Source organism: Faucicola sp. SE7633 (genome assembly GCF_059264685.1).
Genome location: NZ_JCADBW010000015.1, coordinates 1 through 12,354, shown reverse-complemented (window position 1 = coordinate 12,354; position 12,354 = coordinate 1). Strand labels below are relative to the sequence as shown.

At 52.8% G+C, this 12,354-nt stretch carries 9 protein-coding genes and 1 pseudogene; 6 read left to right on the top strand and 4 right to left on the bottom strand.

From position 1 onward, the window contains the following. Window positions 1–17 precede the first annotated feature (17 nt). Together nudC and AC5L4R_RS06745 are read right to left on the bottom strand one after the other, a co-directional pair. Window positions 18–872, bottom strand: coding sequence for an NAD(+) diphosphatase (gene nudC, locus AC5L4R_RS06750; protein WP_494473274.1), 855 nt, complete (start codon window positions 870–872; stop codon window positions 18–20). Window positions 873–888: 16 nt separating this feature from the next. Beyond that, a complete protein-coding gene (locus AC5L4R_RS06745; protein ID WP_494473275.1) occupies window positions 889–2,571 on the bottom strand; it encodes a hypothetical protein in 1,683 nt (560 codons plus the stop codon). A 286-nt stretch (window positions 2,572–2,857) separates the two neighbouring features. Here AC5L4R_RS06745 and AC5L4R_RS06740 point away from each other — a divergent pair, with 286 nt between their 5' ends. Then, the gene (locus AC5L4R_RS06740; RefSeq protein ID WP_494473276.1) at window positions 2,858–4,477 is read left to right on the top strand and encodes a DUF389 domain-containing protein; all 1,620 of its coding nucleotides are present in this window, start codon (window positions 2,858–2,860) and stop codon (window positions 4,475–4,477) included. A 13-nt stretch (window positions 4,478–4,490) separates the two neighbouring features. Here AC5L4R_RS06740 and dnaQ read toward each other — a convergent pair whose 3' ends face one another. Continuing rightward, entirely contained in the window at window positions 4,491–6,128 is a 1,638-nt protein-coding gene (dnaQ, locus tag AC5L4R_RS06735; RefSeq protein ID WP_494473277.1) for a DNA polymerase III subunit epsilon, read from the bottom strand. A gap of 499 nt (window positions 6,129–6,627) precedes the next feature. Here dnaQ and AC5L4R_RS06730 point away from each other — a divergent pair, with 499 nt between their 5' ends. The 3 genes from AC5L4R_RS06730 to AC5L4R_RS06720 are packed head-to-tail and all read left to right on the top strand — an operon-like array spanning window position 6,628 to window position 8,557. Then, window positions 6,628–7,131 (top strand): hypothetical protein, encoded by a 504-nt coding sequence (locus AC5L4R_RS06730; RefSeq protein ID WP_494473278.1) that lies wholly within the window; start codon window positions 6,628–6,630, stop codon window positions 7,129–7,131. A gap of 23 nt (window positions 7,132–7,154) precedes the next feature. Further along, window positions 7,155–7,445 carry a hypothetical protein gene (locus tag AC5L4R_RS06725; protein ID WP_494473279.1) on the top strand — a complete coding sequence of 97 codons (291 nt, stop codon included), beginning with the start codon at window positions 7,155–7,157 and terminating at the stop codon, window positions 7,443–7,445. A 29-nt stretch (window positions 7,446–7,474) separates the two neighbouring features. Then, window positions 7,475–8,557 carry an LD-carboxypeptidase gene (locus AC5L4R_RS06720; RefSeq protein ID WP_494473280.1) on the top strand — a complete coding sequence of 361 codons (1,083 nt, stop codon included), beginning with the start codon at window positions 7,475–7,477 and terminating at the stop codon, window positions 8,555–8,557. A gap of 43 nt (window positions 8,558–8,600) precedes the next feature. On the opposite strand, the pseudogene apbC reads toward AC5L4R_RS06720, so the two are convergent. Beyond that, a pseudogene (apbC, locus tag AC5L4R_RS06715) lies at window positions 8,601–9,512 on the bottom strand (iron-sulfur cluster carrier protein ApbC); the annotation flags it as partial. Window positions 9,513–9,911: 399 nt separating this feature from the next. On the opposite strand from apbC, the gene metG reads away from it, so the two are divergent. Next, a complete protein-coding gene (metG, locus tag AC5L4R_RS06710; protein ID WP_494473281.1) occupies window positions 9,912–11,966 on the top strand; it encodes a methionine--tRNA ligase in 2,055 nt (684 codons plus the stop codon). Between the two features lie 196 nt (window positions 11,967–12,162). Continuing rightward, a partial coding sequence (locus AC5L4R_RS06705; protein ID WP_494472339.1) for a transposase occupies window positions 12,163–12,354 on the top strand: 192 nt, incomplete at its 3' end.

Below are 12,354 nucleotides of genomic sequence, written 5' to 3'. Positions count from 1 at the left end.
TGTGATTTGACAAACGCTTATTTGGTAAGCTGCTGCTTTAGCTGCTCAATCATCCAGCGCGATATCGTGCCTTTGGCTGGCAGTCGTGGGCTGTCATCGGTTGGCGTGGCATTGTCTTGCGTGTTGAGTTTTGCCAAGTCAAAAAACCGTGCGTCGGTCAGCTCGCTGACATCCCACACAATATCACCGCTGACAAAATCCGCCACAAAACCCACCATCAAGTTACTGGGATACGCCCACGGCTGGCTGGTAAGATAGCGCAAGTTATTGACCACAATGCCAACCTCCTCGCCCACCTCGCGCATAGCACATTGCTCAAGCGTTTCACCGACTTCAACAAAGCCTGCCAACAGGCTATACATGCCCGATTGCTGGGCGCGGTGGTGCTGCGCCAATAAAATATGCGGCGCGCCGTCTATCGTGCGTAAGACGGCGGTGATGGTACACGGCTGGATACGTGGGTATTGGCGGTAGCGGCACTTGGGGCAAATCGCTGCAGCAGATTCGGCACGGGTCTGCGTCGGGCTGCCACAGCGGCTGCAAAATTTGTGCTCATCTTGCCAGCGCAGTAGCTGGCGTGCTTTGGTCAAAAGCTGGGCGGTATCGCTGTCTGCCCACGCGATCAAATCGCGCAGTGGGCTAAATGTCATATCTGGCATTGCGCCAACATCGGCACGGCGAATCACCCAGACGTTTAAGGCTTGACCCTGATAGGCAAACTTGCCAACGGATAAGCCGCGCGCTTGCCAATCTGCGGTCTGGGTCACCGATACCCCAAAATCATCGGGCGAAAACAGCACCTTACCGGCACACTCGGCAAAACTGTCGCCCTCATGAATCAGCCAGCGTAGGTTTGCTGCATTTTGTGACATACAGGGTAATGTCCAATTACGCCGCCATCAATGCACGCAGACTATTTTGCCCCACTTTGACCGCGTGTGGGCTGGCAGGTTTGTGCGCCTCAAGGCTTTCTAAATAATAATCCGCCGCCATGATGACATCTGCCATGCGCGCCAAACGCTCAGCATTGGTGCTGCCTGTGTGCTGCAGCACCGTGTCAGAGTGCTCTGCTGCGCGCTTGAGCATTTTGGCGGTTTGGGGCAGGTTTAAAAACTGGCACGCGCCTGCCACTTGGCGCAGCAGCGTGGCGACGTTTGCCAAATGGGTGATATCAGGCTGTGCGGCGGCAAGATAATCGTTAAACGCGGTCTCGATGGCAGCAATCGACGCGCGGCTTTCTTGAATCAGCGTGTTATACGCACGGTCCAACTGGTGCAAAGAAATGCGCTTGTTGTGCAGCGGTATCAGCGATGCTCCGGGGGTATGACTGCGCGCCAGCTCAATCGACGCATTCTCAGCAACCATCAAGCTTGCCAACAGGTTGTCGTAGTCTTCGGGGCTTGCCTGTGTCCAGCCTTTGACCGCATCACGCTGGGCGGCAAGTGCGGTGCTGGCTTCAGGCAAGTCAAGCATTTTAAAAATCAAGCGCAAATGCTCTAACCGCTCCACCATGTCATTTAGCGCCTGCTCGGGTGCGTTGAGGTTTTGCTCACGCGTGTAAGTGTCGCTTGCGGTTTTGATAGCCTCAATCTCTTGCTGAATTAAGTCATTTAACGTGTCGGTGACCTGACAATCAGGCCCAAGCAAAAACCGCCGCATGTCTGCCAATTGCGCATCATCCAAAGTGTTGCCGCGTACCTTTTGCATAACAGATTGCGCCAGTTGCCCATCGCGCAGGCTGGCAAACTGCACCAAATCGGCAAAACGCGCGTCATTGACTGGCAAATAATCGTGAAATTGCTGCTCGGCAAAAATCAGCGCGCGTTTTTGTACGTTATTTAATGGCAAGGCGTGAGCCAAATCCGTCACACTTGCCGCCACCGCTTGCCAAAACAGGCTTGAGGTGTGCTGCGCAATCAAGGTACACGCCGCTTGCATGGCAGCCAATTGTTGTAAGGCATCGGGGTCGGTTGGTGGGTGTTTGGCCATCAAGGCGACGCTCAAACCTGCACGGTATGCGGTGGCAAGCTTGTCAATGTCTTGCCCGTCGATGTGAACATCACGCAATGACTGAAAATTTTGCTCGGGGTTGGCAATCGCCAGGCTGCTGGTTTTGCTGTCGCTTAAATCGTCCAATACCAGTGGATGCTGCCCCAAATCCTCGCGCAGTTGGTTGGTAATCGGCAACAGCAACGCAGGCGCGATGGTTTGCTTGAGCAACACAAACTCAACATACCGCCCAAGCAGCATCATGCCCTCAGACACGTGCATCATCAAGGTCTCGTCCGCGTCCTCATGCGCCTCATACAGCTGCAAAAAGCCATCAGCAAGCGTGCTTGCCAGCACCGCTGCTTCCTCAAGATTAATCAAGCGAAACACCTGCGTAAGCTGGCGCAATGTCTCAACCGAATCCATCAACGCAGCGTACTGCTCGGCATCATCGTTAAATGCGCTTAGATGACGCTCGCCGTCATTTAAAATACCGCTGATTTCGCTGCGTAGCAGGTGCAACGATGGCAAATCAAAGTTACTGGCAGACAAATAATTGGTTACAGATTGGGCGGTTGGCATTGTGATGTCCTAGCTTTTTGGTTAATTTGGCTAAATGGGTTAGATTAGGTGGCAGTTTTGTTGGGTGAAAAACGCTTAAATGTTATCAGTATAAGCCAGTTTTTATTATCTCGCAGCAATTTATGCAAAAATTTATCCAAATCGCGGCAAGTTTTTGGCACAATAGGCGCAGCATCTTGCTGGCAGCCGGCCATGAATTGGCTGTTTAAAGCCTTTATGAATATGAACTATACCATTAAAAACATGCTGTTTTGTCATTGACTTTTTTATAAAATTTTGACCCATCATGACTGACCAAGACCACCCCGATTTACCCAGCCCACACCCTGCCAAACCATCTGCTCACAACGCCTTAGCCCAACAAATTTTTCAGTATATTGCACCAGCAAACCAACGGCCGCTTGCTGTTTTGCCCACGCACCCAGTCCATCAGCCGACCGCCCACAGCCAAACCAAGCCAAAACCCGATGACGACGAAGACGTTTTGACTGAGGATGATATCGAGCAGCTCACCCAACAAGGCTTTGATAAAGCGACCATCGAAGTGGTGGCGCAAGCCGTTGATGAGCAGCTTAGCAGCAATGCCAATGCAGACGAAAAGGACGCAGCACAGCACCCAGACGCTGACCACACGCCTGCCAAGCAGTCCGCCCAGTCCACCCAAGCTGCGCTGTCCCGTGCAGCCATTGACCAAGATATCAACGCTGAGGTTGCCAAACAGCTTAAGGCGCAGCAAGAAGAACAGTACGAGGCATTTAAACAATTTCTTGCCAAAAAACACAGCGAACAGGCGATTGACTACCGCCAAGTGCGCCTGAACATCGAATCAGGCGCACTGCCAACGCGCACGTTTTATCTGCTCAATGGTTTGGCGGCGGTGATTGCAGGCTTTGGGCTGCTGGCAAATTCGCCTGCCGTGGTCATTGGCGCGATGTTGGTGGCTATGTTGATGGGCCCGATTAGCGGCATCGCGCTGGCGATTATTGACGCGCGTTTTGCCTTGCTCAAAAAATCGTTGTTTACGCTTGCGACAGGTGGCTTGTTGATTTATGCCATCGGTATGGTGCTGGGCTGGCTGCATCCTGAGCAGGCGCTAAGCCAAGAGATTATCTCACGTACCGCGCCCAACACCATGGATGTGGTAGTAGCACTGGCAGGCGGTACGGCAGGCGCGTATGCAATCATCTCGCCCAACTTGCCTGTGGCGGTGGTCGGTGTGGCGGTGGCAACCGCGTTGGTGCCGCCTTTGACAGCCAGCGGAATTTTGCTGGCAACGGGGCAGTATCGGCTGGCGTTGGGCGCACTGGTTTTGACTTTGACCAACATTTTGGCCATTCAGTTTACCAATGCGCTGGTGTTGTGGGTGGCAGGTTTTCGTAGGCTCGATATTGATGAAACGCAAGATGAGCAAGCCAAAGGCTCTAAATGGCGGCAAGCGTTGTTGTTTATCCGCCGCAATGCGGTGTCTTTGACACTGCTGATTGCGATTAGTGTTTATTTGGCGGTGAATTTTCAGCACAAAATGCAGCAGCAAAACTATGAAGCGGCGGTCAAAACCATCATCGAACAAGGCATTGCCAATCAACCCAGCTATGTGGTCAGCACCAGCTTTGATGTCAGTGAGAAAAAAGCAGGCTTAAGCCAAACGCCTGACGACCCGACCGCCACCAAGCCGTATCTGATTCGGGTGGTATTGCAAGGCTTAACACCGCCCAGCTATCAAGATGTGCACGATATGGAGCAGCAGATTATCGCGCTAAGCCAAGCGCGTTATCCCAACCGCCCACCTGCCAAGCTACAGGTGCGCTTTGTGCCTGAGCAAGTCATCGAAACCACCCCCGTCACCAATAACGACATCAAGCTTGACACCGCCTCACTAAACCAGCTAAAAGACAACAAGCAATAGCGGCTTTGGGCGGTTACCAACCTTCGGGCAGTGCCGCGTATTGTTCGCGCTGCGCATCTAGCCACGCGCGGTGCGCCGCTTCGGTGGCGGCATTGGCGGTGTAACGTTTGACAGGCACGTCAAAACGCCGATGGCTGCCCGTGCCGCCGCCGATTTCCTCATCAATCGCCAGCGCGACCTGCCCGCCCGTCATCGCCAAATAAACCTCCGCCAAAATCTCGGCATCCAGCAATGCCCCGTGAAAGGTACGGTCCTGCTTGCCGACATCTAGGCGTTTGACCAGCGCGTCCAGTGAGTTGCGCTGCCCTGCATACATCTGCTTGGCGATGGCAAGGCTATCAACCACCGCCACACGCTCATTGATATCTGGCAAGCCCATACGCTCAAACTCGGCTTGCAAAAAGTTCATATCAAAGCTGGCATTGTGTGCCACCAATTCTGCGCCTTGGATAAAGTCAAAAATCGCCTGCCCAACTTGGGCAAACGTCGGCATCTGCGCCAAAAACTCGGGGTAAATCCCGTGCACGTTGATGACCTCATCAGACATATCGCGCTGTGGGTTGATATAAACGTGTAGTTTTTCGCCTGTAAAGCGGCGGTTGATCAATTCAACAATACCAACCTCCACGATACGGTCACCGCTTTGGGGGTCGGTGCCTGTGGTTTCGGTGTCCAAAATCAACTGACGGTTGCCGCGTCCGCTGTGTTTGGCGATGGGCAATAACGGCACAAACGTCGGATTGGGCGCGTTGGTCACCCCATCAAACATCGGGCGACGCGCCTGCAAGGCATCGTCTTGTGCCACAAACACGCCTTGGGCATTGACAAACGCCGCCATATCTGCCACCTGTGTTGGCGTGTTCGCCAGCGGTGCATTGTGTGGCGGTATGGCTGATGATGACGCATTGGATGGCGCTGCTTGGTTAGGCGCGCGCAGTGAATCGTCATGGCTATGGTTGATATTGGTAGGATTTATGTCATCGGGTAAATGGTTATACGCGGTATTTAACGCTTGCCAGTCTGCATCGGTCATCGCGCTGCCTGTGGCGGATGTGGGGCCGGGGTGTATGGGCTCAATGGTTGGCATAGTCGGTCGATTGGTTGGTGGTGAATGTGGGGTCGGCTGCGCGGTTGCCGCAGGATAAGCAATTTTGCTAAAGGTGTTTGGCAAATTATCAATGCCTTGGTTGGCAAGACGGTCGGCATACTCGTTGCCCACCTGCCCTGCATGTCCCTTGACCCAACGCCAATGCACCTGCCGTCCACGGCGCAATTCATCCAGCCGTTGCCACAGCTCCACATTTTTGACATTGCGCCAGTTTTTGGTTTTCCAGCCGTTAATCCATTGGGTGATGCCGTCTAGCACATATTTAGAATCAGACCACAGCTCCAGCGGCATATCGCGCGGCGTATGCTGCAAAGCGGTGATGACGGCTTGTAGCTCCATGCGGTTGTTGGTGGTTGCTCTGTCGCCGCCGCAAATGTCGATTTGCTCACCTGTCGGCATGATAATCACCGCGCCATAGCCGCCTGCTGCGCCGCCTGCAATTTTGCCATTCCCACGACACGCGCCGTCGGTATAGGCTAAGACATGTTGAACAAGCGGCGGTAAAATAGGCCGCTGGACGGGGCTGGAGGCTGTTTTTGGCAAATTTGGACTTCCGCAAATCAAAAGGATGATGGATGAGCAAAACTGTCGGCCTAGGGAGCTAGCCCCGACAGATGCTTTGGCAATTTTATGCAACAAGCGTAATTTGACGGGCGTTGGGGTGTTTGGCTAGCGTTCGCTGCACAGTTAAAACTTGAGAAAATTTAAACGATTATAGCAAAATTTGCTTTAACCAACAAATGCCGCCCAAACCGCTGTCAGCCGCGTTGCCCTAAATCTGTGTCTTTAGGCGCAAGCTTTCGGCAACTTGATAATCCTGCAAACGTATGAAAATTTGTTCCATGCCATAAGTTTTGCTATACTCATCTTATATAGTCAGGGTCTTACAACAACCGTTAAGTGAAGGCTAAATTGCCCGTAGGCGGCAAGTCTGACCGTCTTGTAAAAAAACCCCCTTGCTTTAGGCAGGGGAGCAAGTCAAAATATCGCCCACGTTCAATTTTACCAATGCCATTTTGGAATGCCACCAGCATCTTATTTCATGCGTGTTTATACCAAATCATTGATGGTTGGCGCAGCACTTGCCGTACTCGGTGCGTGTCAGCCGTCTGATCCATCTGCCAACGCTCCCACCCATGCGCAAACACAGGCGCAAGACGTATTGGTTGGCTGCTACACCGTCAGCCATGATGAGCCTGCGCAAATCAAAATCAGCCGCAACGGCACGGGTTATCAGATGCAAATGCGCCGCTTTAATGACCCGACCCAAGACTGGGACAACCCCGAACCGCTTGAGGTGCTCACGCCTGCCCACGCCGATGACAGCGCCGAATTGCCGCGCTATTTTGACATCAAGGCAGATGAGCAACGCTATTTGCAGGCGGTGTTGGCGCGGCCTGATCGCGTGCTGGTGTTGGCCAAGGTGACTGATAGCTTTGCGCGGCTCAATCCGCAATTTGACAGCGCGTATTTGGCGTATATTTATCGCGGTAGCAACACCATTTATCACGTGGCGTGCGAAGGCGCGAACGTCAAAACGGTTTAACACAAACAACAGGCAGGCAACAAATGGGCTTTTTAAACTGGCTGATGCTGGGTGTGGTGGCGTACGGCTGCGGTGTGGCACTGCGTTTTTATGGCTATGAGCAACGCAGACGCGCGCTACATCAACAAGCGCAGCTGGGCTGGTTGGCGGTGTTTTTTGGCGCAGCGTGTGTGGTGTTTACGGGTATTAATCTTTGGTGGTTGCATAAACCGTTTGACGCGCTGTTTGTCGGTTTTTCAAGCCTTGTTGCCACGGGCGTGTTTTATGTCGGTATGACGCAAGACGCAGGCGGCAAGATGGATTTACCCGATTAGCGGCTGGGCGGCTAAGTTATTATTCAGTTGTGCTATATCATATGCAAGTTGCGGATTTTACGCCAGATTTTCAAGATATTTTAGCCAAAAATGCCGCGCGTCGTGGGCAGGCCGTGCCATTGTATTTGCTTGCGCCATCGGGCTTTAGCGTGGAGGCGGCGCGCAATGAGCGCGCACTGGCACGGCTGATTGCGGCAGGGTTTTATGTCATCAATCCGCAGGTGGTGACGCGGCGTTGTCAGCGTTTTGCAGGCAAGGATGCTGAGCGGCTGGCGGATTTGCGTGACTTGCTTACCCTGCCAGAGGCAGCGTTGCCCAAAATCGTGCTGAGTGTGCGCGGTGGCTATGGTGCAATGCGGCTGCTTGATGGCTTGACGGCCGCTGAATGGCACACGCTTGCGGCCAAATTGGCAGCGCGCGGCACGCTGGTGCTGGGTTTTAGCGATATCACAGCCATTGCGCTGGCGTTGTTGGCGCATGGCAGCTTGCCAACGGCAGCCGGTGTGATGCTAAGCGGCGATTTTGGCGCGCCTGTCCCCAATGCCTTTACCATGCAGCGTTTTGTTGATTTGTGCCACGGGCTGCCGCTCAATGTGCACGTCACCACACCACAAGCGCATATCGCGCACGGTGCGCAAGCCGCCATCACAGGCACGCTGTGGGGCGGTAATCTGACGGTGCTGTCATCGTTGGTCGGTACGCCGTATTTGCCGCAGATTGATGATGGCATTTTGCTGCTTGAGGATATCGGTGAGCAGCCGTATCGATTGGAGCGTATGTTACAAACGTTGCGCCTAAGCGGTGTGTTGGCGCGTCAGCAGGCCTTGCTACTTGGGCAATTTAGCATGGGTAAGCTGGTGGATGCGTACGCCAGCGATTATGATTTGGCGGCGGTGATGGCGTATTTGCATATGCAAACGGGCTTGCCGATTTATACCGATTTTCCGTTTGGGCATGTGCCAAGTCGGGTCAGCGTGCCGCTTGGCGTGACAGCGACGCTAACAGCCATTGACGGCGGTGCAGGTGGCTATCGTGCCGAATGGTCGCCGTATTTTAGTTTGCAAGCCGAGCCGTTTGCCGAACGCTTAGATTTTGCTAAGTTGTTTGGCTAAGCGTTCCACAAGCCGTTGCGTTGATTGTTCTACAAACCATGCGCTAAAAAATCCGCTGATTATCAACAGGCTTGGCGACTTTGGCGACGGCTTTCGCCACATTTTCGGCAATTTGGCGATAATACGGCGCAAACGCATCTTGTGCCGCCACCGATGGCGTGCCTGCGTCCATGTGCTCGCGAATGCCTGCCGCCAACGGCAACTGCCCCAATAGCGGCACACCGTAACGCGCCGCCATGTCCGCACCGCCGCCTTGCCCAAAAATCGCGTCGGTATGACCGCATTGGCTGCACACATGTAGCGCCATGTTCTCCACGATGCCAAGCACAGGAATTTGGGTTTTGTTAAACAGCTCCACGCCTTTTTGCGCATCCAACAGCGCGATGTGCTGCGGTGTGGTCACAATCACCGCGCCCGTCACAGGAATGCGCTGCGCAAGTGTGAGCTGAATATCGCCCGTACCAGGCGGCATATCAATCAACAAATAGTCAAGCTGCGGCCAGTTGGTTTGCCCAAACAGCTGCATCAGCGCGCCCGTTGCTTTGGACGCTCGCCATGCAATCGGCATGGTGTCATCCGTCAGTAGGCTGCCAATCGACAACATGGCAAGCCCGTGCGCCTCAATCGGCACAAATTGTTCGTTCTCAAGCGCTGGCTGCACACCTGCCACACCCAGCATCGCAGGCACGCTGGGGCCATAAATATCCGCGTCCAATATACCAACGCGCAAGCCCTGCTGCTGTAGTGCCAACGCAAGATTGACGGTGGTGGTGGATTTGCCAACACCGCCTTTGCCTGAGGCAACCACCACGATATGCCGAATGCGAGGATGGGGCGCAAGGTCGGCTTGGGTCGGCGCGCGTTTGGTGATGGGGGCTTCGGGTGCGGCATTGGTGGTAGGTGGCAGGGTGGTCGGCTGCGCGGTGGGCTGGGTTGGGTTGGGCGATGGCGCGGCGGATTTGGGTTTTAAAAAGTTAAACATAATGCCTCTTGTGGGTGGTTTGGCAGCTGATTGCTAGCCAATTTGTGTTTAGCCAGTTTGCTATCAAGCGGTTTTTGCCTACTGGGTCGTGTTGGCACAGCCCAACAACTTTGGCCGCGCTTTGATTTGACTTTTTTTTATCGGCGGATTACGCCAAAACGGTTTTATCTATCTGATATCAGCGTTACATGACGTTTATGCCATGCGGTTTCAATGTTTTGGGCTGCGTTTGATTGACTATTTTTGCTGTCAAAACGTGAAGCCATTTTAACCACAGCAACATTTGCACGGGTAAAAAATCAAGGCAGCAAAAAAACCGATTTTAGGCTATCATAACGGCTCACAGACAAACGCAGCAACAACAGGTGACTTGTGAGAAAAATTTTAGTAACCAGCGCCCTACCCTATGCCAATGGGCCAATTCATCTTGGGCATTTGGTCGAATACATCCAAACCGATATTTGGGTACGCGCCATGCGTGCTTTGGGGCACAGTGTGCACTATGTGTGCGCCGATGATGCGCACGGCACGGCGATTATGCTCAAGGCTCAAGCCAACCACGTCACACCCGAAGCCTTGATTGCCGAGGTTAAAGCTGAGCACGAACGCGATTTTGCAGGGTTTTTGGTCGGGTTTGACAATTATTATTCCACCCACAGCCCCGAAAACCGCCACTACAGCGAGCTGATTTATAAACGCCTGCGCGACGCAGGGCATATCTCAACCAGTGAGGTTGAGCAGCTGTATGACAACGAAGTGGGCTTGTTTTTGGCAGACCGTTTTGTCAAGGGGGAATGCCCACAATGCCATGCCAAAGACCAATACGGCGATAACTGTGAGGTTTGCGGCACAACTTATCAGGCCACCGAGCTGATTGCACCGTATTCAACGCTGTCAGGTAGCACGCCTGTGCTCAAGACCTCAACGCATTATTTCTTTAATTTGCCTGATTTTGAAACGTTTTTGCAAAACTGGACGCGCCAAGACGGCCGCTTGCAAACCTCGATTGCCAACAAACTACAAGAATGGTTTGATGCAGGGCTGGCGCGTTGGGATATCAGCCGCGATGCACCGTATTTTGGTTTTCAAATCCCTGATGCCGAGGACAAGTATTTTTATGTGTGGCTGGACGCGCCTGTCGGTTATATGGCAAGTTTTGCCAATCTGTGCGCGCGTACGGGGCTAAATTTTGACGATTATTGGGCAAAACCAGCCGCCGAGCACAGCGAGGTGCATCATTTTATCGGCAAAGATATCGTGTATTTTCACGCGCTGTTTTGGCCTGCCATGCTAGAGGGCGCAGGCTTTCGCACCCCAACCACCATCAATGCGCACGGCTTTTTGATGGTCAATGGCGAAAAAATGAGCAAATCCCGCGGCACGTTTATCAAGGCAGCCACCTATCTTGAGCATTTAAACCCTGAATATTTGCGTTACTATTTTGCCAGCAAACTATCAGCCACAGTTGAGGACATCAACCTTGATTTGTTAGACTTTATGCAAAAAGTCAATGCCGATTTGGTGGGTAAGGTCGTCAATATCGCCAGCCGCAGCGCAGGGTTTATTGTCAAAAATCATGACGGCAAACTGGCGGACACCTTGGCAGAGCCTGAGCTTGTTCAATCCGTCATCGACGCAGGCGACGAGATTGCGCGCGCGTATGAGGCACGCGAATTTAGCCGTGCCATGCGTTTGGTGATGGCATGTGCCGACCAAGCCAATGCGTATATTGATGACAAAAAACCGTGGGCGCTTAATAAAATTGACGGCAACCAAGCCGAGGTACAAGCGATTTGTACCGTTGCGCTCAATGTTTTTCGCCAGTTGATGGTATATCTTGCGCCCGTGTTGCCGCAGCTTACCGCCAAGGCGCAGGCGTTTTTAAACATCGAATCGCTAGACTTTGCTAGCCGCCATACACCACTATTGGGGCATGCCATTAACCGCTTTGAACCGCTCATGCAGCGTATCGAACAAACGCAAATCGACGCGATGATTGACGCATCCAAACAAGACTTAGCCACCGTCAGCGCGCCGCAAGCGCACACGCCTGCCAACCCCGACCCATCCACCCAAACAGCCAACGAGCATACCACCGATACCATCGGTATTGAGGATTTTGCCAAGGTTGAGATGAAAGTTGCCAAGGTGCTGGCATGTGATTATGTCGAGGGTGCAGACAAGCTTTTGCGCTTTACGCTTGATGTTGGTGAAGACACGCCGCGCAATGTGTTTAGCGGTATTCGCGCATTTTATGCGCCTGAGGCGTTGGTTGGCAAAAAGGTCATTTGCGTGACCAACCTTGCTGCCCGCAAGATGAAGTTTGGTATCTCCCAAGGCATGATTTTGTCCGCAGGCGATCCCAAAACAGGCTTGACGCTCATCACCCTACCCGATGAGGCGCAAGTCGGTGATAAACTGGCGTAAGTGTTTGCTGTACCCCAAAAAGGCGCAAATCTCTCTTGCGCCTTTTTTATCCCCCGTGTATTGGGTCTATCAATAGCCATGATTAAAAAAATCAATGCCGAAATAGATTTAAGAAACCTTTGCACGAACAAATGCACAAAAGTTTGTAAAAGTGATATAATACAGTAAAATCAAACAGATGGCAAAAGACACGAATATGGCATGGAAACAAACAGGGCAACTCTCCCTAGCAGACAGTCTCATTAACGCTCACAAAGCCATCGAAGAACTCGATGAACTACATAACCTAATCAACTGGCAAAGTATCGAACACACCCTACGCCATGTCCATAGCAGTGACCGTGGCGAAAGTGCCTTTCACCCTGTCATCATGTTTAAAATCTTACTA